Annotated in this window: 22 protein-coding genes and 3 tRNA genes; 7 read left to right on the top strand and 18 right to left on the bottom strand. The window is 44.9% G+C overall.

Annotation, left to right across the window (positions count from 1 at the left end):
- Nucleotides 1–22: 22 nt before the first annotated feature.
- Nucleotides 23–409, top strand: a complete 387-nt coding sequence (locus L4D74_RS13510) for a hypothetical protein (protein WP_428752586.1) — start codon at nucleotides 23–25, stop codon at nucleotides 407–409.
- Nucleotides 410–486: 77 nt separating this feature from the next.
- Here the strand turns inward: L4D74_RS13510 and L4D74_RS13505 are convergent, their stop codons facing one another.
- From L4D74_RS13505 to L4D74_RS13485, 5 genes are all read right to left on the bottom strand, one after another.
- Nucleotides 487–939, bottom strand: coding sequence for an NfeD family protein (locus L4D74_RS13505; protein ID WP_428752585.1), 453 nt, complete (start codon nucleotides 937–939; stop codon nucleotides 487–489).
- Nucleotides 936–1,868 (bottom strand): SPFH domain-containing protein, encoded by a 933-nt coding sequence (locus L4D74_RS13500; protein ID WP_428752584.1) that lies wholly within the window; start codon nucleotides 1,866–1,868, stop codon nucleotides 936–938. Before L4D74_RS13500 ends, L4D74_RS13505 begins: the two co-directional genes overlap by 4 nt.
- Nucleotides 1,869–2,024: 156 nt before the next feature.
- Nucleotides 2,025–2,879: a co-chaperone YbbN gene (locus tag L4D74_RS13495; RefSeq protein ID WP_428752583.1), complete on the bottom strand. Its 855-nt coding sequence runs from the start codon at nucleotides 2,877–2,879 to the stop codon at nucleotides 2,025–2,027.
- A gap of 390 nt (nucleotides 2,880–3,269) precedes the next feature.
- On the bottom strand, nucleotides 3,270–4,097 hold the full coding sequence (locus L4D74_RS13490; RefSeq protein WP_428752582.1) for an SDR family oxidoreductase: 828 nt from the start codon (nucleotides 4,095–4,097) through the stop codon (nucleotides 3,270–3,272).
- 67 nt (nucleotides 4,098–4,164) lie between these two features.
- The gene (locus tag L4D74_RS13485) at nucleotides 4,165–5,079 is read right to left on the bottom strand and encodes a TIGR01777 family oxidoreductase (protein ID WP_428752581.1); all 915 of its coding nucleotides are present in this window, start codon (nucleotides 5,077–5,079) and stop codon (nucleotides 4,165–4,167) included.
- Nucleotides 5,080–5,400: 321 nt separating this feature from the next.
- Here L4D74_RS13485 and L4D74_RS13480 point away from each other — a divergent pair, with 321 nt between their 5' ends.
- From L4D74_RS13480 to yfcE, 5 genes are read left to right on the top strand one after another with little or no spacing between them, the layout of a single operon-like run.
- A complete protein-coding gene (locus tag L4D74_RS13480; RefSeq protein ID WP_428752775.1) occupies nucleotides 5,401–6,126 on the top strand; it encodes a DUF1538 family protein in 726 nt (241 codons plus the stop codon).
- A complete protein-coding gene (locus L4D74_RS13475; RefSeq protein WP_428752580.1) occupies nucleotides 6,123–6,932 on the top strand; it encodes a DUF1538 domain-containing protein in 810 nt (269 codons plus the stop codon). The genes L4D74_RS13480 and L4D74_RS13475 overlap by 4 nt, the downstream gene beginning before the upstream one ends.
- Entirely contained in the window at nucleotides 6,922–7,272 is a 351-nt protein-coding gene (locus L4D74_RS13470) for a P-II family nitrogen regulator (protein ID WP_250618490.1), read from the top strand. The genes L4D74_RS13475 and L4D74_RS13470 overlap by 11 nt, the downstream gene beginning before the upstream one ends.
- A complete protein-coding gene (locus tag L4D74_RS13465) occupies nucleotides 7,269–7,673 on the top strand; it encodes a CBS domain-containing protein (protein ID WP_428752579.1) in 405 nt (134 codons plus the stop codon). Before L4D74_RS13470 ends, L4D74_RS13465 begins: the two co-directional genes overlap by 4 nt.
- A gap of 50 nt (nucleotides 7,674–7,723) precedes the next feature.
- A complete protein-coding gene (gene yfcE / locus L4D74_RS13460; RefSeq protein ID WP_428752578.1) occupies nucleotides 7,724–8,269 on the top strand; it encodes a phosphodiesterase in 546 nt (181 codons plus the stop codon).
- A 91-nt stretch (nucleotides 8,270–8,360) separates the two neighbouring features.
- On the opposite strand, the gene crr is transcribed toward yfcE, so the two are convergent.
- The 9 genes from crr to miaB all read right to left on the bottom strand — a co-directional run bounded on the left by crr (nucleotide 8,361) and on the right by miaB (nucleotide 18,106).
- Nucleotides 8,361–8,870, bottom strand: a complete 510-nt coding sequence (gene crr, locus L4D74_RS13455; protein ID WP_250618487.1) for a PTS glucose transporter subunit IIA — start codon at nucleotides 8,868–8,870, stop codon at nucleotides 8,361–8,363.
- A 41-nt stretch (nucleotides 8,871–8,911) separates the two neighbouring features.
- Complete coding sequence (ptsI, locus tag L4D74_RS13450) at nucleotides 8,912–10,639, bottom strand: phosphoenolpyruvate-protein phosphotransferase PtsI (RefSeq protein ID WP_428752577.1); 1,728 nt, start codon at nucleotides 10,637–10,639, stop codon at nucleotides 8,912–8,914.
- A 138-nt stretch (nucleotides 10,640–10,777) separates the two neighbouring features.
- Nucleotides 10,778–11,035, bottom strand: a complete 258-nt coding sequence (locus tag L4D74_RS13445; protein ID WP_102470818.1) for an HPr family phosphocarrier protein — start codon at nucleotides 11,033–11,035, stop codon at nucleotides 10,778–10,780.
- 301 nt (nucleotides 11,036–11,336) lie between these two features.
- A complete protein-coding gene (gene cysK / locus L4D74_RS13440) occupies nucleotides 11,337–12,305 on the bottom strand; it encodes a cysteine synthase A (RefSeq protein ID WP_428752576.1) in 969 nt (322 codons plus the stop codon).
- 228 nt (nucleotides 12,306–12,533) lie between these two features.
- A complete protein-coding gene (gene lnt / locus L4D74_RS13435; protein ID WP_428752575.1) occupies nucleotides 12,534–14,039 on the bottom strand; it encodes an apolipoprotein N-acyltransferase in 1,506 nt (501 codons plus the stop codon).
- A gap of 40 nt (nucleotides 14,040–14,079) precedes the next feature.
- Nucleotides 14,080–14,976: a CNNM family magnesium/cobalt transport protein CorC gene (gene corC, locus L4D74_RS13430; RefSeq protein ID WP_428752574.1), complete on the bottom strand. Its 897-nt coding sequence runs from the start codon at nucleotides 14,974–14,976 to the stop codon at nucleotides 14,080–14,082.
- A 63-nt stretch (nucleotides 14,977–15,039) separates the two neighbouring features.
- The gene (gene ybeY, locus L4D74_RS13425) at nucleotides 15,040–15,504 is read right to left on the bottom strand and encodes an rRNA maturation RNase YbeY (RefSeq protein WP_428752773.1); all 465 of its coding nucleotides are present in this window, start codon (nucleotides 15,502–15,504) and stop codon (nucleotides 15,040–15,042) included.
- 32 nt (nucleotides 15,505–15,536) lie between these two features.
- Entirely contained in the window at nucleotides 15,537–16,613 is a 1,077-nt protein-coding gene (locus tag L4D74_RS13420) for a PhoH family protein (protein WP_428752573.1), read from the bottom strand.
- A gap of 68 nt (nucleotides 16,614–16,681) precedes the next feature.
- Nucleotides 16,682–18,106 carry a tRNA (N6-isopentenyl adenosine(37)-C2)-methylthiotransferase MiaB gene (gene miaB, locus L4D74_RS13415; RefSeq protein ID WP_265674600.1) on the bottom strand — a complete coding sequence of 475 codons (1,425 nt, stop codon included), beginning with the start codon at nucleotides 18,104–18,106 and terminating at the stop codon, nucleotides 16,682–16,684.
- A 263-nt stretch (nucleotides 18,107–18,369) separates the two neighbouring features.
- Here miaB and L4D74_RS13410 point away from each other — a divergent pair, with 263 nt between their 5' ends.
- Nucleotides 18,370–19,524 (top strand): 2-octaprenyl-3-methyl-6-methoxy-1,4-benzoquinol hydroxylase, encoded by a 1,155-nt coding sequence (locus L4D74_RS13410; RefSeq protein ID WP_428752572.1) that lies wholly within the window; start codon nucleotides 18,370–18,372, stop codon nucleotides 19,522–19,524.
- 43 nt (nucleotides 19,525–19,567) lie between these two features.
- Here the strand turns inward: L4D74_RS13410 and L4D74_RS13405 are convergent, their stop codons facing one another.
- From L4D74_RS13405 to L4D74_RS13390, 4 genes are all read right to left on the bottom strand, one after another.
- On the bottom strand, nucleotides 19,568–20,593 hold the full coding sequence (locus L4D74_RS13405; RefSeq protein ID WP_428752571.1) for a lactonase family protein: 1,026 nt from the start codon (nucleotides 20,591–20,593) through the stop codon (nucleotides 19,568–19,570).
- Between the two features lie 185 nt (nucleotides 20,594–20,778).
- A tRNA-Leu gene (locus L4D74_RS13400) sits at nucleotides 20,779–20,863 on the bottom strand.
- Nucleotides 20,864–20,930: 67 nt separating this feature from the next.
- Nucleotides 20,931–21,005 (bottom strand) — tRNA-Gln (locus L4D74_RS13395).
- A gap of 67 nt (nucleotides 21,006–21,072) precedes the next feature.
- Nucleotides 21,073–21,157, bottom strand: a tRNA-Leu gene (locus L4D74_RS13390).
- Nucleotides 21,158–21,285 lie beyond the last annotated feature (128 nt).

Here is a 21,285-nt window from a genome sequence, read left to right as displayed (position 1 = left end):
AAATTATACTAGGTTATTAACAATGCTGGCTGGTAAGGGCTGGCGTATTATTTGTGGCGGTTGTGTGAGGGAGAGGAATATTATGGTAAGACGCTGGTGGGGGTTAGGGGGGATTTGTTTAGCTTTTATGGCCAATGCCGAAGTATTTGATGGTTTTCCTGATGTTGTGGTGTGTGAGGTCGGTAAACCCTACCGCAGCGGCTCAATAACCTTATTTGCGGAATATCAAGATCAAAACCGGATTGCGTATTATCGCAGTATGGATGGAAAGCAAGTCATCAAGATAGATCGTAAAGGGTTAGTGAGTGCGACCAACAAACATAGCAAAAATAGCTGTGTTGGTCAGACATTGAATACCTTAGTCTCGAAAGGAAAAGCCTTTAACTTTCAATTGATGGAGAAAGAATAAGCAGCTCGGTTGAGCTGCTTAGGGTACATGTTTTGCCGATTATGCTTATTTGATTACTTTAACGATTTTTAGAGCGCTTAATCAGCTTTCTCGATCAAAAGTGTAATGCCGTCTACATCAATAACTCGTACGAGTGATCCCGAGGCTATGGGTTCATCACTATAGGCTGTCCAAGAGGTGTCACCAAGATTAATTCTGCACTTACCTTTACTGATATCGTGCTCTAACACGGCGGTTTGACCGATCAGCTGCTTATCTTTTTGGTTCAGCTCTCGGTTATTATCTGAGCGTATGTCGGTCTTATGCTGCTTACGCCACCATAGCCACGTGAGCACAAGGGCAAATACGCCAAAGCTTACCCATTGTAGCTGCCAACTGATTGGCAGAAAGGCGACAATGATGCCAACCAACATAGCAGAGATCCCAAGCCACAATAAATAGCCAGCGGTACCGAGTAGCTCCCCACATAACAGAAGTAACCCAAATGCAAGCCAGTGCCAGTAGTTAACTTGGTTTAATAACTCAATCACGCTTTATCCTTGTTATCGGCTTTTGATTGATTGAACATTTCCGCGATGCCAGCCACTGAGCCCATTAGCCCAGTTGCTTCGAGTGGTAGCATTATGATCTTGCCGTTCTCGGCTTGGCCAATCGATTTTAGGGCGTCAGTATAACCTTGGGCGATAAAGTAGTTAACTGCTTGCATATCACCTTGGGCGATAGCCATCGACACCATCTCAGTTGCCTTAGCTTCTGCTTCGGCGGCTCTTTCTCGCGCTTCTGCTTGAAGTATAGCAGCTTGCTTTTCACCTTCTGCCTTTAAGATTTCGGATTGCTTGTGTCCTTCGGCACGTAAAATCTGAGCCTGTCTTACCCCTTCCGCTTCTAAAACTTCAGCGCGCTTGTTTCGTTCGGCTTTCATTTGAGCATTCATCGCAGCGGTGAGGTCGGCTGGTGGCTGGACATCACGGATTTCGATGCGAGTTACTTTTACACCCCAAGAGTTGGTTGCCTCATCAACGATAGCAAGCAACTTAGTATTTATGGAGTCACGCTGGCTGAGCATTTCATCAAGCTCCATTGAGCCAAGTACAGTACGCATATTGGTGAGAGTAAGATTGCGAATAGCATGTTCAAGATCAGTGATCTCATAGGCGGCTTTAGCCGCGTCGATGACTTGCACAAAGCAGACAGCATCAATGACCACATTGGCATTATCTTTACTAATGACCTCTTGTGGTGGGATATCAAGCACGCGCTCCATCATATTGACTTTATTGCCAATAGAGTCGACGAATGGAATGATGAGGTTCAGTCCGGGTCTCAGAGTATGGGTGTAGCGCCCGAAACGTTCGACAGTCCAGTTGTCGCCCTGTGATACCGTTTTTACCCCAGCCACCAAAAACACGATAGCGACGAGGATAAAACCACCAATAGTAACCATTGCATCAATAGCCATGAGTCAACTCCTTGTATAAAATTTAATCCATTCTGGATCAATATGAGCGTGAGCGCAAATGGAATAGTGTATAGGTGTGTATTTAGTGAAGTAACTAAATTGTAAATAATATCAATTATTTAATTAAAAGGGAGGCTTAGCCTCCCTTTTAATTAATTAGTAAAGCAAGGAGTAGAGCTGTCGGCGATATTTACCGGCGACGGGATTACCTTGTCCTAGGGCTGAGAGGATATCCATGAAGGTTTTCTTAAGCTCGCCATCTAGAGCATTGAGATCGCGGCTCACGTAGCCCCAAAGCAGCGCAAGGGCTTCTTCATCTCGGCTGACTTGATGGTATTGCAGCGCCAATTCTGCAACGATTTTGAGTTCGTCAGGAGACGCTTTGAGAGCGGCCTCTAGTGATTGAATTTCTGGACTATCGGCAGCTTGTTTATGCAGCTCAAGTTTAGAAACCAACGATTTATAGTAGTTATCTTTATATTCTAGCGGAATGCTGTCTAGCATAGCTTCTGCGAGTTCGAATTGATTGGTTTCTAATAAGCTGTTTGCTCTTGCAAGCTTGATTTCACCCTTGCTTTGGTACTCTTCTGATAAAGTAGCAAAGAGAGTTAGCGCTTCGGTATGCGCGTCTTGCTGAGTCAGTTCTAGCGCTTTTTGTGCCGTCAATTCATCTTGGCTAGGAAGGTGTTTTGTTAACATGGCTGTGATGGCTTCAAGAGGCTGAGGACCGCCTAGCCCATCTACAGGCTGACCATTGACGAATAATGCAATCGTCGGCAGCGTTTGTACGCCAAATTGACCTGCAATGGCTTGTTGCTCTTCGCAGTTCAACAGGGCTAGGGTAAAAGCGCCGCTGTATTGTTCTGTTAACGCTTTCAATGATGGGATCATTTGAACGCTTTCTTCACTCATCGGCGCCCAGAAATGAATGAGTACCGGAGTGCTCATGGAGCCTTCTAATACTTGGCGAAAATTTTGCTCATTCAGATCAACAATGTACGGTGGTTGCATCCAATAGTCCTTGTTTGTATTCACGTTAGTTCTACAAGCAAGATTGGTATGAAAGAGCAGAAATTCAAGGTCATAAGAAGATTCAAGGTCATAAAGACATTAAGCAAGGCGTAGAAACCAAAACACCGTACTTTTCAGCACGGTGTTCATGGTGTTTTTGGTATCGCTGTTTGGGGGAGTTAAAACCAAACAAAATAGGCGAGTGTCACCCCCACAGCGACCCAGTTAAGCTGATTTAACGTCATATTGTCGTATCCAGATTAATCACTGCAAGTTATTGGATCTGTGATGATCCTTTTAGAAAGTCACGGCGATAAAACAGATTGCCGTGAGCCTATATTGAGTAATATATCGATACTTTGTGACACTAAAATTACAAATGAACGAATTCTATGCAGCTTTTCGCAATATAGGATCAAGCCACTTTCCTGGTAACAGTCTTTTTAGTACCGCAAAGATCTTCGTTGGCGTAGTGATTCGGTACCTGAGTTTGGGGCGTGAGGACTCTAGGGCATGAATCAATGCCGGGAGACAGGACTCTGGAGGTAGCACAAATTGATTGTTCGATTCTGTGACGGAGAGGCGTTGCAGTTGCTTTTGATATTCGGTTTTATGGATGCTGGCTTCGACGTTGATCCATTTAAGAAAAGCGATTTTAGCATTGCTTCGAAATTGTGTTTCGATAGGGCCGGGTTCAATTAAAGCAATACGGACGTTGGATGAGTGCAACTCTAAACGCAACGTATCTGTCCATCCTTCCAGTGCAAATTTAGAGGCGTTATAAGCCCCTCGATATTTCATTGCGGCGAAACCAAGGACGGAACTATTTTGGATAATTCGCCCTTCATTTTGTTGGCGCATAATGGGTAAAATGAGTCGAACTAATTCATGCCAGCCAAAGAAATTAGCCTCAAATTGCGCTCTCAGTGCATCAGTTGGGAGATCTTCTAACGCTCCTGGTTGTCCGTAGGCTCCGTTATTGAATAAACCATATAGCCGTCCTTCACATAGGTCGAGAGTCTTTTGTACCCCAAGTTGGATGCTCTTGGCATCAGCCAGATCCAATTGAATACAAGTTAGCCCTTCATTTTGAAGACGTTTAACGTCTTCTATTGAGCGACATGACGCTATGACATGATAGCCACGCTGATTGAGTTCATGTGCAGCGGTATAACCAATACCGCTGGAGCAACCTGTGATTAATATCGCTTTTTTCATTTTAGAGTTAACGCCTTAGTCCTTTTGAAGCTTCACCATAGCGATGAGTAGACGGTTGAGACAAGCGTTATCGACTTTTAATAAGAATATTTTTCAATGCGGGTTCTACATGAGGAAAAGAAAAGTTAAACCCGATTTCAGTTAAGCGTTTAGGTTTTGCTCTGACACTGTCTAGTAACAAGCATGATGACTCTCCCATGAGTACTTTTATGAGCCATGTAGGGGTCATTAACAAGTGAGGGCGTTTTAGGGTTCTTGCTAATATTCGGCTAAATAACGCGTTAGAAACTGCGTGGGGTGCGCAAAAATTGTAAGGGCCTTGTGCATGGGGGGTGTCGAGTAAGGTGACGATACCTCTTACCATATCGAGGATATGGATCCATGGTAGATACTGCTTACCATGACCAATTGGGCCACCAAGCCCTAGTTTGTATGGAAGTAACATTTTGTGTAGTGCGCCGCCATTGTCCCCCAATACAACACCAGTGCGTAATAGACAAACCCGTGTCCGCTCTGATTGCGCTCTCATTGCAATAGCTTCCCATTTCTCACACACGTTGTGAGCAAACGAGTTTTGATGCACCTGTAAGCTTTCGTCGAAAGGATGGGATTGTTGGTCGCCGTAATAGCCCACGGCAGAGCCGCTAATGACAACACTGGGTGGTTCGGTACTCGCGTGAATAAGAGTGACGATCGTTTCAGTGGTTTTCCAACGGCTATCGCAGATGATTTTTTTCTGATGTTGGCTCCAGCGCTTATCCGCAATGGGTTCTCCTGCAAGATTAATGACACCATCAAATGCGTTGAGGTCGTCAAAAGTATCGAGAGTGGATAAGTAAGTAATGTTTCCAACATCGGTATGCTGGAGTGTCGATTTTGCTGCTTCAACATCACGACTGATCACGGTAACCGTGTGTGTGGTGAGGTGTTTAAGTAGTTCTTTACCGATAAATCCAGTACCACCGGTCACTAACAGATGCATTCGATCTCCCTTATTGCTTTTAACCACTAAGCCTTCTAGTTCTACATTACTTGTTGTGGTGTTTGCGCACCAAGCAGTGATGATACTGCCGTATGAGATTATCTGACTATAGGTAAATGATTTAACGCCATTAAGTAAATATAGCAATGAAATAGCTTTATTGACTAACTCTAATAACGCGTATCGTTAAATGGCTGAGATCACAGAATGGTGAGTAATTCTGACTAGGTTACATGGATGTTGTAATTGTCACATCTTCTTACAATATTCTTTGCCATTCTAAATGTACGATATGCGGAATGGGAGAAAAGCGTGCAAGGGATGAAAGCCCTCATACATGTCATGCTCAATAGTTTGAAAGATTTAATGCCCATTGTATTTGTGGTGCTTTTTTTCCAACTAGTCGTGCTTCAAGAGCCGCTTCCCAATGTGCTCTCGATACTTTTCGGTCTACTGCTCGTAGTATTAGGGCTCACTTTCTTTGTGTTTGGTTTGGCAATGGGGTTATTTCCCATTGGTGAGTCGATGGCTCAAGCCTTTGCTAGAAAAGGTAGCGTATTTTGGTTGGTACTATTTGCATTTTGTTTGGGGTTTGGAACGACCATTGCAGAGCCCGCGCTAACGGCAGTCTCAGCGGAAGCTGCGGAGGTGGCGGCTGAAGGGGGAATGATTGCAATGACGGAAGAGTCAATGCAGGACTACGCCATGGGGCTTCGTTTGTCTGTAGCCTTATCAGTAGGGCTTGCTATTGTTCTTGGCGTCATTCGAATACTTAAAGGTTGGCCAATCCATTGGTTGATTATCGGTGGTTATATCGGTGTTGTCGTGCTGACTGGCTTTGCCCCTGAATACATTATTGGCGTGGCATACGATTCGGGAGGCGTCACGACTTCAACCATCACCGTTCCCTTGGTAACGGCACTTGGAGTGGGGCTGGCTAGCACGATTAAGGGCCGAAACCCTATGCTAGATGGCTTTGGGCTAATCGCATTCGCGTCACTGCTACCTATGATGTTTGTCATGGTATACGGGATGGTGATGACATGAGTTTTATCGCAGAATTGCTACAGACGTTATTCTTCACCATCCGCGATGTAACCCCCATCATTGTGATCATTTTTGGCTTTCAGTTTGCTGTATTGAGAAAACCCATTACTCATCCATTGCGAGTTATGCTTGGCTTTGTTTACGTTATTGTCGGATTGAGTTTATTTCTGATCGGGCTAGAAAAAGCCCTTTTTCCGTTAGGGGAAACGATGGCAATGCAGTTGACTGCACCAGAATTTCTTATTGACGTTAAGTTATCGATGGGCCACTCGCTTGAATGGTTTGATTATTATTGGGTGTATCTCTTTGCGTTTTGCATCGGCTTTAGTACCACGATAGCAGAACCCTCTTTGCTTGCCGTTGCGATAAAAGCGAATCAAGTGTCGGCGGGCTCAATCTCGGTTAATGGACTAAGAATCTCCGTTGCATTGGGCGTGGCAATCGGTATTTCTTTAGGCAGCTATAGAATTGTGGTTGGCGATCCTATCCATTACTACATTATCGCAGGCTACATTTTGGTGGTGATACAAACGTTCTACGCACCAAAATTGATTGTGCCCCTTGCTTATGACTCAGGGGGAGTAACAACATCAACGGTGACCGTGCCATTGGTAACCGCGTTAGGTTTAGGGCTTGCTTCAACCGTACCAGGAAGAAACCCTATGATTGATGGTTTTGGGTTGATCGCATTTGCGAGTTTATTCCCCATTATTTCAGTAATGGCCTATGCCCAAATTACTCACTGGTTGAACCAACGTACTACCTCGCTTAGTTCGATCGAAAAGGAGAAGGATAATGCGCTTTAAGTTACTACTTGCGTTTGTTGAAGATAGCAAAACAGACGTTGTGCTCAATGCTGCAAGAGAGGCCGGTGCGACCGGAGCAACGGTGATTAATAATGCTCGAGGTGAAGGTCTAAATAAGAAGCGCACCTTTTTTGGTTTGACATTAGAGGTGCAAAAAGACGTGTTACTGTTTGTGGTTGAGGAGCATTTGTCGAGGCAAATACTGGAAACAATTAGCGAAGTGGGGGAGTTTGACCAAACTTCAGGACAGGGTATAGCGATTCAAATAGATATTGAAGATGCGGTGGGCGTTGCTCACCAGGTGGAAACGTTGACCAAAGTGGTTGAGGATGAATTATGAGTTCACAACAAAAAATATACGTTCGTGACGTCATGGCAAATACTTATGTGATGGTCGATGGGCTGAAAACTGTGCATGAAGGTATTGTGTTGGCAAAAGAACATCAAGTGAAGGCGCTGGTGGTGAATAAGCGTCATGATGATGACGAATATGGCATTGTGCTGATGAATGACATTGCTAAGAAAGTGCTGGCACAAAACCGCTCTTCTCATCGGACGAATATATACGAAATCATGACTAAGCCAGCTTTGTCAGTCGATCCCAATATGAATGTTAAGTACTGTGCCCGTCTTTTTGAGCGGTTTGGAATCAGCCGAGCACCCGTTATCGAAGACGGTAAGATTATTGGTATGGTTAGCTATAACAATATTGTTGTGAATGGCATGGCACGTGAGGAATAGCGGGTAAACTAAGTTACAATAGCCTCATAACGTGTGTTGGAGGTAAATCCGTGAAATTATTCTTTGCATCAGACCTACATGGTAGTGTCAGTGCGACTCAACAAGTATTAGAAGCCTACCGTCAGTCGGGAGCGCAGCACCTTGTGATTCTAGGTGATGTTCTTAACCATGGTCCAAGAAACCCGGTTCCGGAAAGTTATAACCCACCAGAAGTCGCGGCATTACTTAACGACTATCAATCTGAAATTATTGCCGTTAGAGGTAATTGCGATAGTGAAGTTGACCAAATGCTACTTCACTTTCCTATGATGGCTGATTATGCATGGGTGTTATTGCCATCGGGCAAGCGTTTATTTTTAACGCATGGCCATTTATATAATGCAGCTAAACGCCCTCAGCTTAAAAAAGGCGATGTGATAGTTCATGGACATACGCATATCCCGGTTGCTCACTGGGATGAAGAACAAGTCATTTTTAATCCTGGCTCTATTACTTTCCCGCGTGAAGGTTACGCTGCAAGCTATGGTTTGTTTGAAGGTGAGACGTTGAGTGTCAAAACATTTACTGGGGATGTACTTTGTTCTATTGAACTATAGTCGACATATTTTAGAGTTAAAAAAACGCAGCCATTGGCTGCGTTTTTTCGACGTATCTAATTAACGAGTAACTAATTGCTTAGTTTGCTGATTACTTAGTTACGCGTAGTACTGGTGTTTCACCAACAGTAACAGAACCAGATAGCTTATTAAGCTCTTTGATTTCGTCCATGTTAGAGATAACAACTGGAGTCAGCGTTGATTTAGCTTTTTCTTCAAGAAGTGCTAGATCGAATTCGATAACAGTGTCGCCTGCTTTAACAGTTTGACCTTCTTCAGCGATACGCTTAAAGCCTTCACCTTTTAACTCAACAGTGTCGATACCAAAGTGAACAAATAGCTCGATGCCGTCGTCAGATTCGATAGAGAACGCGTGGTTCGTTTCGAAGATCTTACCGATAGTACCGTTTACAGGAGCGACCATTTTGTCGCCAGCTGGTTTGATAGCAATACCATCACCAACGATTTTCTCAGCAAAAACGACATCTGGCACGTCTTCGATGTTTACGATCTCACCAGATAGTGGTGCGATGATTTCGATTGCACCAGCGTCCGCGCTGTCGTCAGATACTAGCTTCTTCAGTTTGTCAAAGAGACCCATGTTGTGCTCCTAAAGGTTTGATTTTATTCTGCTCAATTATATTAGCAGTTTGTCTTTTCTGCGATAAATTTTTCGACGTGCGCTTCAATTTCTGCAGCAGTCGCCATTTCTAGCGCTTCATCCGCCATAGCTTTTACTTCTGCGAAGTTAGCGTTACGGATAACTTTCTTAACCTTAGGAATAGAAATGCCGCTCATACTAAACTCATCTAGGCCCATGCCTAGTAGAAGTAACGTCGCGCGTTCGTCGCCAGCAAGCTCGCCACACATACCCGTCCACTTGCCTTCTTTATGCGAAGCGTCGATCACCTGCTTAATTACGGTTAATACCGCTGGTGAAAGTGGGTTGTATAGGTGAGAAATTAGCTCGTTACCACGGTCTACTGCTAGAGTATACTGAGTTAAGTCGTTAGTACCAATACTAAAGAAGGAAACTTCTTTCGCTAGGTGGTGAGCAATCGCTGCAGCAGCAGGTGTTTCTACCATTACACCGATTTCAATATCTTCATCAAATGCGATGTTTTCTGCGCGAAGTTCCGCTTTGTATTCTTCGATAGCTTTCTTAAGTTCGCGGATTTCTTCAACAGAAATAATCATCGGGAACATAATGCGAAGCTTACCGTGTGCAGATGCACGTAGGATACCGCGTACTTGATCACGTAGAATTTCACGACGATCCAAGCTGATACGAACCGCACGCCAGCCTAGGAATGGGTTCATTTCTTTTGGAAGGTCCATGTACGGAAGGTCTTTATCACCACCAATATCCATAGTACGGATAATAATTGAGTGGCCATTCATCGCTTCTGCAACTTCTTTATACGCTTGGTATTGCACTTCTTCGGTAGGAAGAGAATCGCGGTCCATGAATAGGAATTCAGTACGATACAGACCAACACCTTCACCGCCGTTACGGTTGATACCGTCACAGTCTTTTACGGTACCGATGTTGCCACAAACTTCTACACGGTGTCCGTCTAGAGTTTCAGCTGGTAGGTCTTTAAGTTTTGCAAGTTCCTCTTTTTCAGCAAGGAACGACTCACGGACTTGCTTCGCTTCTGCAAGTTGTGCTTCAGAAGGATTGATGATGATTTTGTTGTTCATCGCATCAAGAATCAACATGTCGCCGTTCTTAACTTGCTTAGTGATATCGTTAGTACCAACGATAGCAGGAAGTTCAAGTGAACGAGCCATGATAGAGGTGTGCGAAGTACGGCCACCGATGTCACAAGCAAAACCAAGTACGTAGTCTAGGTTAATTTGTGCTGTTTCAGAAGGTGTTAAGTCGTAAGCAACAAGGATCACTTGCTCATTGATGTCGCTAAGTGACACGATATTAATGCCAAGTGCGTTTTTCACAAATCGAGTACCGATATCACGGATATCCGTAGCACGCTCTTTTAGGTATTCATCATCTAAAGATTCAAGTGCACACGCTTGCTCTTCGATTACGGTGTAAATTGCGTGGTCCGCAGACATTTTGTCTTTCTTGATGAGAGCTAAGATCTCTTCTTCGAGCTCTTCATCTTCAAGAAGCATGATGTGGCCTTCGAAGATGGCTTCTTTTTCTTCACCAAAAGTTTCTAGTGCTTTTTGCTTAACAATTTCTAGTTGAGCAGACGATTTGTTACGAGCGTCAAAGAAACGCTGAACTTCCGCTTCTACTTGGTCATCAGAGATGGCTGCTTTGTTAAGAACAATTTCGTCTTCTTGAAGTAGTAATGCTTTACCGATCGCAATACCAGGAGATGCTAGGATGCCTGAAATCATAGCTTTACCTTAATGTGGTCAAATGTATAAAGAAAGGGTGACTTACGTTGCTACACTTATGTGTAGCTGATAGTCAGCGCTATTTCCAATAAAGCCACTTTGCTTTCGACAAAATGGCTTTAGAAGAATGGTGGCTGCTTAGTGAAGCTCGTCCATTAGAGCAACTAGGTGGTCTACTGCTTGTTGAGCTTGTGGGCCTTCAGCAGAGATAGTTACGTTAGTACCTTTAACTAGACCTAGAGTCTGTAGTTTGAATAGGCTTTTTGCGCTAGCGCTTTTGCCGTTAGAAGTCACAGTGATGTCAGCGTCAAAAGATTTTGCTTCTTTAACGAACTGCGCTGCAGGACGAGTGTGAAGACCATTTTCTGCTGTGATTTCTACTTGCTTCTCGTACATTTTTATTACCCCAATTGATTTATTTTATGTTTGTTTTCTTAACTAAAGCCAAGCTTAGCGTCATTTGTTTGTTCCTGCTATAGGACTAAAGTCATGATTCATTAAGCGCTGCATCGGTCTTGAATTGTAGGCTATGATTGCAGTCTTCGCTGTCTCCATACCCTACGACTATTCTTTAAATCGCTTATTTATTTTTAAGCTTAAAATAAAACTGACCTGATATTACCAAAGGCTGACAGAGATTCAACAAAAAAGCCCCATAAAGGGGCTTTTTTAAATCAAAATTTGATTTGGCAACATATTATTGCTGAATCTCTTTGTCAGTGAATATACCTGCGAACAATGCTGAACTTAGGTAACGCTCACCTGAGCTTGGTAGTACGGTTACTATGGTTTTTCCTTTAAATTCAGGGAGTTCCGCTAGCTTATTGGCAGCAACAACAGCCGCTCCTGAAGAGATGCCAGCAAGGATACCTTCTTCCTCCATGAGACGACGAGCCATCTCAATCGCTTCATCAGATGTTACAAGTTCAACACGGTCGATGATGTCTAAATCTAGGTTCTCTGGGATGAAACCTGCACCGATACCTTGAATTTTGTGTGGTGCTGGCTTGATTTCTTCACCCGCGAGCGCTTGGCTAATGACTGGCGACTCTGTTGGCTCGACTGCAACAGAAATGATTGCTTTGCCTTTTTCGCCTTTAATGTAGCGGCTCGTACCAGTAATGGTACCACCAGTACCTACGCCAGCGACGAACACGTCAATTTCGCCATCTGTAGCATCCCAAATTTCCGGGCCCGTTGTTTTTTCATGGATAGCCGGGTTTGCTGGGTTATTGAACTGTTGCAACAGAAGGTATTTTTCTGGATTAGAGGCAACAATCTCTTCGGCTTTGGCAATAGCGCCTTTCATGCCTTTCGCCGCTTCGGTGAGCTCTAGATTAGCGCCTAGCGCTTTGAGTAATTTACGACGTTCTAGACTCATGGACTCTGGCATGGTTAGTGTCAGTTTGTATCCGCGAGCAGCGGCAACGAAAGCCAGTGCGACACCTGTATTACCACTTGTTGGTTCAACAAGCTCAACGCCTGCTTTTAGTCTTCCGTCTTTCTCTGCTTCCCAAATCATGTTGGCGCCGATACGACACTTAACACTGAAACTAGGGTTACGAGCTTCAACTTTAGCTAGAACGTTACCGTTACTAACCTTGTTGAGGCGAACTAGGGGAGTGTTACCAATGGTGAGAGAGTTGTCTTCGTAGATCTTGCTCATTATATGTTCCTTCATTCAGTTAACCGTATCGGTCAGCGATTACATGATAAGAATATGATTTTGTTGGGTGGGGGAGAAGAATTAAATAGTTATATATTATGGAAGAAAGTATGGAAAGCTTGAATTAATCGTGTAAGCCACGTAAATAAAGCGCATAGCCCAAGTGAAAACGGCGTTGTCATTGATTGCAATGGCGCGAGGTTTCTACTTAGGCTATGCCGCTATGAATCATTTCCTACGCAGGTACCACCCCCACGCTAAACATAACAGCACCCAACCATAAAGAGGCCATGTCCCTGCCTCTCTGTACCAAGTTGTCCCGTTTGTCGGCGTGACCTCTGTACGCAACACCGCGGTTTCAAACTGAGGGATTTGCGCAGTAATCTTGCCGTTATGATCCGTAACAGCTGTAATACCGTTGTTGGTTGAACGTATTAATGGTATTCCAAGCTCTAATGCTCGCATTCGAGCTATCTCCATATGCTGTAAGGGACCAATCGAGCGACCAAACCAGGCATCGTTAGATAGTGTGAGCAAGTAGTCCGTTTCTGGCGTCACATTCTGTCGAACCTGTTCGTTAAAAATGATCTCATAACATAAAGCCGGTGCTAAATGCATGCCATTGGCAACGATATTGGGTTGTACATATGCCCCTCGACTAAACGAAGACATCGGCAAATTAAAAAACGGCGCGATTGGACGAAGAAGATCTTCAAATGGAACGAATTCTCCAAACGGCAATAAGTGGTGCTTGTGAAAACGCTCGTCAAGATCAAGCTCATAGTCCCCATAAGGGGTTTGTCCCACAACCAGAATGCTGTTGTAGTATTCGTCAGACTCTGACTTATTGATAACACCTGTGATGATGGCCGTATTGTTCATCTTGGCCGCCGAGTCTAAATTACTTAGGAAAGACGGCAGTTCAAATTCCATTGCTGGAATAGCGGCTTCTGGCCAGATGATGATGTCGGCGTCCCAGTTTTCTCGGCTAAGATCGGTGTATTTCATAATCGTCGGCCAGCGTTGGCTTGGTAGCCATTTTAGCGCTTGGTCAACGTTACCTTGTATGAGCGCCACACTCTTCGTGCGGGTGGTATCCGGTGTTACCCACTCATAGTGACGTAACCCGAATCCGACTGAAAAAATGACCAGAGGAATAAGGGTTATAAGCCAATGTTTGCTTCGAATCGCGTAAGCTATACTCGCTGACGTGATGATGATCAGTAGCGTAATGAGCTCAACACCACCCATAGGGGCATAGCTGGCTAGCGGCCCGTCTATTTGACTATAACCTAACCATAACCAAGGGAATCCTGTCATCACCCAGCCACGAGCCCAGTCAAAGATGAGCCATAGCGCAGGGGCAGCAAGAAGGTAGCGTGTACGATTATCTTTTAGGAAAAAACGGTTTAATGACCAAGCAAATAATGCTGAATAGATGGACAGGTAACCCACCAATAGAGTCATTAGAAGTGCGCTAGCGAATTTCGGCATACCGCCAAAATTATCGATACTAACGTGGACCCAACTAATGCCGGTCGCAAATTGGCCAAAACCCCATGCGTAGCCAATAAAAAGTGCACGCCGAGCGGTTTGTCCTTGCAGCAGAAGCAGTAGGATAAGTGGACTTAGCAGAGCAAGTGGCCACAGTTGATAGGGAGCGAAGGCTAGGGTTGTACTGGCGCCAACAAAAGCGGCCCCAACGGGCCGCAATAGGCGAAGATAATTCTTCATTTAATGGTGGTCTCACTTAACCGGTGGACACAAGGTATCGTTATTCTTCGACACTCGATGCTGCTTCTAGATCGGGAATGGTAACTTGAACTTGCACCACTCGACGATTATCCGCCGCTGTCACTTTAAAGGTATAGTTTTCTATTTCGACCACTTCCCCTCTAACAGGTAGGTGACCGAATGCGGTCATAATTAAGCCACCAACAGTATCAACTTCTTCATCACTGAAGGTTGAACCAAAGGTGTCATTGAATTCTTCGATGGTCGTGAGAGCTTTGACTGCAAACGTATGTTTGCTCAGCTTTCTGATATCGAGCTCATCATCATCGTCAAATTCGTCTTCGATTTCGCCAACAATTTCTTCGAGGATGTCTTCAATGGTCACCAGACCAGAAACACCGCCAAATTCATCAACGACGATAGCCATGTGATAGCGTTCCTCACGGAATTCCTTAAGTAAGCGATCAACACGTTTACTTTCCGGTACTACCACTGCAGGGCGAATCACTTCTTCAATGTCAAAAGGGGCGCTATTCGAGCCCAAGTAACGGAGTAGGTCCTTAGCTAAGAGAATACCTTCCACATGGTCTTTATCTTCACTGATGACAGGGTAACGAGAATGCTGCGCATCGGTCATTAGCCCAATCAGTTTATCGAAGTCGTCGGAACGTTCGATAGTGACCATTTGTGAGCGAGGTAGCATGATATCGCGGACTCGCATTTCGGAAATTTCCATGACACCTTCAAGCATATCTCGTGTGTCATGGTCTATTAGGTCATTGACTTCAGAGTCACGAATGACATCTACAAGCTCTTGGCGATCTTTTGGTTCACCTTGAAATATTTGACCTAGGCGCTCAAAGAAGGACTTTCTACTCGGACCTTCTGATTTTTTACTGTTTCCCTCGGGGTTAGAGGGAGAAGACTCTTCGTTCATGATTTCTCAATTCAGAATGCTATCAGACGTGTGATAGCGCACATAAGAAGAGGCAAAACGCCTCTATTGTTTCTCTGCTATATACGGGTCTTCAAAGCCCATATCTAACATGATTTCGGTCTCTAAAGCTTCCATTTCGTCAGCTTCTTCGTCATCAATATGATCATAACCTAGCAGATGAAGGCTGCCATGTACAACCATATGTGCCCAGTGTGCAGTTGAGGTTTTTGACTGCTCTTTCGCTTCTTTTTCTACGACTTGGCGGCAAATAATTAGGTCGCCAAGCAAATTCATTTCGATCCCAGGAGGCGCTTCAAATGGAAATGACAAGACATTGGTTGGCTTGTCTTTCCCGCGATAGTCGTGGTTGAGCTGTTGGCTTTCTGCATCATCCACGATTCGAATCGTCAGCTCCGCTTCCTTTTGAAATGGGATAATCGCTTTGTCTAGCCATTGCTGAAACTCAGCGTGAGAAGGCAAGCCTTCTTCAGATTCGACCGCTAACTGTAGATCAAGTTCAATGCTCATCATTTACCTATTTATCGAAACTTGTTAAAGCGTTATTGAGGGCTGACATCAGTCCCGTTGTTAAGTTTTGCTGCTTCGTGTTCTTCGCGACGACGGCGCTCAATCTCTTTTCGCGCTTTTTGGTCAGCCGATTCCCACTTCTCATAAGCGTTGACGATACGAGCGACAACAGGGTGTCTAACCACATCATCCGCTTGGAAGAAATTAAAACTGATTTCATCCACGTCATTGAGAACTTCAACCGCATGACGAAGGCCTGATTTTGCACCACGAGGTAAATCTATTTGCGTCACGTCACCAGTAATGACAGCGCGTGAGTTAAAACCAATTCGGGTCAAGAACATCTTCATTTGTTCGACGGTGGTATTTTGGCTTTCATCAAGGATAATGAAGGCATCATTGAGTGTACGACCGCGCATATAGGCCAGAGGTGCCACTTCAATAACGTTGCGCTCTATGAGCTTTTCAACGCGCTCAAATCCTAACATTTCAAATAAAGCATCGTAGAGTGGGCGTAGATACGGGTCCACTTTCTGGCTTAAATCACCGGGCAAAAAGCCCAGCTTTTCGCCCGCTTCAACAGCTGGGCGAGTCAGAAGAATTCGACGAATTTCTTGTCGTTCTAATGCATCAACTGCCGCGGCAACCGCGAGGTAAGTCTTACCTGTACCGGCCGGTCCTATCCCAAAACTAATATCGTGTGTCACCATATTAACAAGGTATTGCGCCTGGTTGGGGGTACGTGGCTTAATGATGCCTTTCTTGGTTTTGATAAAGACTTCTTTACCGTGAGCAATTTCTGACTCAGCGCTTTGTTCCAGTATTCCGGACTCTTTAACGGCTAGGTGGATTTGCTCAGGTTCTATATCTGGAAATTGTCCACGAACAGGCGCGGTATCAACATAAAGTGATTTGATAATATCCAACGCTGCAGCGCTAGTGTGCGGTTGACCGACGATAGTAAAGAAGTTGCTACGATGATTGATTTCAACGCCTAAACGACGTTCTAAATGCTTGATATTGTCATCGAAAGGTCCGCATAGGCTAGACAGACGGCGGTTATCAGAGGGTTCTAGGTTGATCTCTAAGGTGACTATTTTATTACTCAATGTAGCCTCACATTATGCCCTATGGGCGATGTATGGAGCCCGATTGCGACCGGGCTCCTCATTAGGTGCTAAGGCGTAAAGGTTGCCACACCTAGCTCATCTTCGCGACGAGTTTTTTCCATCATTTCTGTTGGAGACGTCACAACACGAAGATCGATGTCTTTTTCTGTACGAAGCAGCTCACCACGAAGTGAGTTTGCGAACACGTCGACAATCTTCACATCAACGAATTGACCAATAAGGTCAGCACTGCCTTCAAAGTTAACGACACGGCTGTTTTCTGTACGACCACGAAGTTCCATCAGGTTTTTCTTCGAAGGACCTTCTACTAAAATTCGTTGCTCAGTATCCAGCATCAGGCGTGAGTAACGCATAGCTTGAGCGTTCACAGTCTGTTGCAGTTCGTATAGACGCTCTTTCTTCTCTTGCTCTGGCGTATCACATGGGTAATCTGCCGCAGGTGTACCAGGGCGTGGGGAGAATACGAAACTAAAGCTCATATCAAAATCCACGTCTTTAATCAGTTTCATTGTGTCTTGGAAATCTTTGTCGGTTTCACCAGGGAAGCCAACAATGAAATCTGAACTGATTTGAATATCAGGGCGTGCCTTTCTGAGTTTACGAATGATCGACTTATATTCAATCGCGGTGTGCGGACGCTTCATCATTGTTAAGATGCGATCTGAGCCACTTTGAACTGGTAAATGAAGGAAGCTAACCAGCTCAGGAGTGTCTTCATACACCGCAATGATGTCGTCAGTAAACTCAAGTGGGTGACTTGTGGTAAAGCGAATACGATCGATACCATCAATAGATGCGACTAAGCGTAAAAGATCAGCAAATGAGCAAATTTCACCGTCGTGCATAGGTCCGCGGTAAGCGTTAACGTTTTGACCTAAAAGATTGACTTCACGAACCCCTTGCTCGGCAAGTTGTGCGATTTCAAATAATACATCGTCCATTGGACGGCTGACTTCTTCGCCACGAGTATAAGGTACCACGCAGTACGTGCAGTACTTTGAACAACCTTCCATAATGGAAACAAACGCCGTTGCGCCTTCCGCGCGTGGCTCTGGCAGATTGTCGAATTTTTCGATCTCTGGGAACGAAATATCCATAACAGGCGCTTCGTTGCTTTGAGATTGGCGAATCATTTCTGGCAAGCGGTGAAGGGTTTGAGGACCAAAAATCACATCAACAAATGGGGCGCGCTGACGAATATGGTCGCCTTCTTGTGTCGCTACACAACCGCCCACACCAATAACGACGCCTTCTTTTTTGTCTTTCAGTGTCTTCCAACGACCGAGTTGGTGGAAGACTTTCTCTTGCGCTTTTTCACGGATCGAACAGGTGTTCAATAGTAGTACATCTGCTTCCTCTGGCACTTCTGTCAGCTCGTAGCCGTTAGCAGCATTAAGCAGGTCGGCCATTTTTGATGAATCGTATTCGTTCATCTGGCAGCCCCAGGTTTTAATTAGCAGTTTCTTACTCATCACTTTCGCTCGTCAGTTATTTAAATTCCGTAGAACTATTGTTCAAATTATAGCCGCCATCACGGCGGTAAGCGGCGTATTGTACTGCTTTAAAAACCGCCTGACTAGTAGTAGGGCAAAAACTCTTTGAGCGCTTATAGCACCATAGCTGTGAAGAGAAAGTAGCCTCTTAATGTGTAAGGAAATTTGATGAAAATTACTCGCCCTTTGTAGGTTCGGTACGTACAATAAAAATACGTAGAATTCAGGGTAGCAGTGGAACAATGGAACAGTTTGAAATCGTAGTTGTTGGTGGTGGAATGGTCGGTGCGGCCGTCGCCATTGGTTTTGCAAAGCAGGGACGTACTGTCGCCGTCGTTGAAAAATTCGAACCCAAGCCGTTTCATGCCTCGCAACCGATGGATTTAAGAGTATCTGCTATCTCCCCGCATTCCGTTGACCTGTTAGAGGAGCTAGGCGCATGGGATGACATTGCCACTATGCGAATTTGCCCCTACGCGCGTTTAGAAACTTGGGAGGCAGAGTCTTGTCGCCTACGCTTTAACGCAGAAACGTTAGGTGCTGAGCAACTGGGTTATATTGTTGAAAATAGAGTTATTCAGCTGGGATTGTGGGCGCAATTTTCTCATTACCAGAATTTGACGGTAATTGATTCAGATGGGGTGGCTGATATCGCCCTTGACCCTCAAGGTAATACGCTGACCTTAGAATCTGGTAGGCAATTACAAACCTTGTTTGTGATTGGTGCCGATGGTGCCAACTCAAAGGTACGCCAAGCTGCAGGCATTGGGGTAACTGCTTGGGACTACCGACAAGAGTGCATGTTGATTAATGTCGAAACCGAATTACCTCAGCAAGATATTACTTGGCAATGGTTTACACCATCAGGACCTCGATCATTCCTGCCGCTTTGTGGGCATCAAGGCTCACTGGTGTGGTATGACGCGCCGAAACGTATTAAGCAACTTAAAGCTATGCCATTCAAGCAATTGGAAAGTGAAATTCAGCACTGCTTTCCTACCGAGTTAGGGAAGGTTCGAGTATTAGCACATGGCTCGTTTCCACTGACACGACGTCATGCCCAACAGTACTCTAAGCATCGGTGTATTTTAGTTGGAGACGCTGCGCATACGATTAATCCATTAGCTGGGCAGGGCGTTAATCTTGGCTTCAAAGATGTCAGCTCGCTCTTGCAGCTCGCTAATGACAACGCGTCAATGGAGGGGGTATTACGTCGTTATGAAGTTCATCGCCGTCCTGATAACTTATTAATGCAAACGGGTATGGATGTCTTTTATAAAGGATTTAGTAACACCTTGAGCCCTGTGCAGGTGGCACGTAACGCCATGTTAAAGCTGGCTGAGCACTCAGGCCCCATTAAAGCGCAAATCTTACGTTACGCTATGGGGCTGAAATAAAAGACCTGAATTATAGGATAGCGTCGACGTTATGGCGTCAGCGCTAGTCAAATACCACACAAACGGGCTTAGGCAAGGTTAGCATTATTTTTGCTAACGTTGGCTGGCCTGTTTTTTTATCCAGAGTAAAGAGGACCAGATTATTTGAGTGTTGGTTCGCCGCGACTAACCAGTGACCATCTTTTGATAGGCTGATATCTCTGGGGAAGTCTCCTTTAGTCTCAACGAACCCTTGATAGCTAGGTGAGTTTGGCGTGGTGATATCAAACCAACTAATGATAGATTGATGCCTTCCTGATAGATAGACATAGCGTTGGTCGCTCGAAAGCTTGATGGCACCGGCTGCTTCGCCTTTGCTGTGTTTCGGAAATGCGGGTTGGGAGCTAACTAGTTGCCACTGCCCATTTGTTTGCTTTTTAATGACTCTCAGTGTTTCATCAAGTTCGCATAGAATAAAGCCGATTTGTCCATCGCTGTTGAAAACGGCATGCCTGGGACCACTGCCGGCAGGAAGCTTAAGGGACTGCTGTTGAATAACGCTTTTCTCATTGATTTGGTAAAAATTCAGCGTATCCAATCCAAGATCTACCGTCATCACTTGATGGGACTGAGGCACGAATACTGTTTGATGACCATGTGGGCTGAGTTGTCGAGTCGAGTGGTGCCCTTGTCCCTCATTCTGAACTAGGGCTAGCCGCTGACGGATCTCCCCAGTGGGCGCTAACATATACACCTCAAAGCTGCCTGAACCGTAATGCGCTACGCCTAGGAGTGTTTGACACTCAGAAATCGCTACATGGCATGGATGGTCACCTTTAAGAGGTTGCGCGCTGATTGTTTCAAAACTATCGTTTAAAAAGTACAGTGCCGCCCCATCTTGTTCAGACTGTTCTGATAGGGTGTACCAGCCGCGATCAGTGCGGGCGAGATAAGAAGGGTTTTTAATGGCAGAAACGTTATGTTGCGACGTGGGCACCATAGTCTCTAGGTTAAAATGAATGTGGTTAAACCCAGAATAAGAGTCGTCGCTATATTGTCCAATACATAGCGAAATTGAGGCGTGGGGCATGAGAGTACTTAGGTGAGTGATAGGATATCTCTAGAGTGTTGTAAGGGTATTTAAGAGGATAGGGGAAAGTTTGATTTTTGTGAGGGATAGCAAAGCTTTAGTCTGTTTGTTACTTTTGGAGAAAGAGGGTGATTGGGAAAGTTAAAACAAAAAAAAGCCCGTCATATGACGAGCTTTCTTAATGATGGTGCGGTCGGAGAGACTTGAACTCTCACACCTCTCGGCGCCAGAACCTAAATCTGGTGCGTCTACCAATTCCGCCACGACCGCAGCAAAGCTTTTACTCTAGCGAAGAGTATAGTTAAGAAGACATTGGTAAGTCTCAATAACGTTGTAATGGCTGGGCTACCTGGATTCGAACCAGGGAATGCTGGCATCAAAAGCCAGTGCCTTACCGCTTGGCGATAGCCCAACAGGATTGTTTCAGTGTCAATCACACGYTCTTAAYTGAGTTAAATAAATAACACATTAAGAAATAATGGTGCGGTCGGAGAGACTTGAACTCTCACACCTCTCGGCGCCAGAACCTAAATCTGGTGCGTCTACCAATTCCGCCACGACCGCAGCAAAGCTTTTACTCTAGCGAAGAGTATAGTTAAGAAGACATTGGTAAGTCTCAATAACGTTGTAATGGCTGGGCTACCTGGATTCGAACCAGGGAATGCTGGCATCAAAAGCCAGTGCCTTACCGC

The organism is Vibrio cionasavignyae, assembly GCF_050337155.1.
GTDB classification, from domain to species: Bacteria; Pseudomonadota; Gammaproteobacteria; order Enterobacterales; family Vibrionaceae; genus Vibrio; species Vibrio nomapromontoriensis.
The sequence above is the reverse complement of the archived record's forward strand: the minus strand, read 5'-3'. Positions and strand labels throughout refer to the sequence as shown.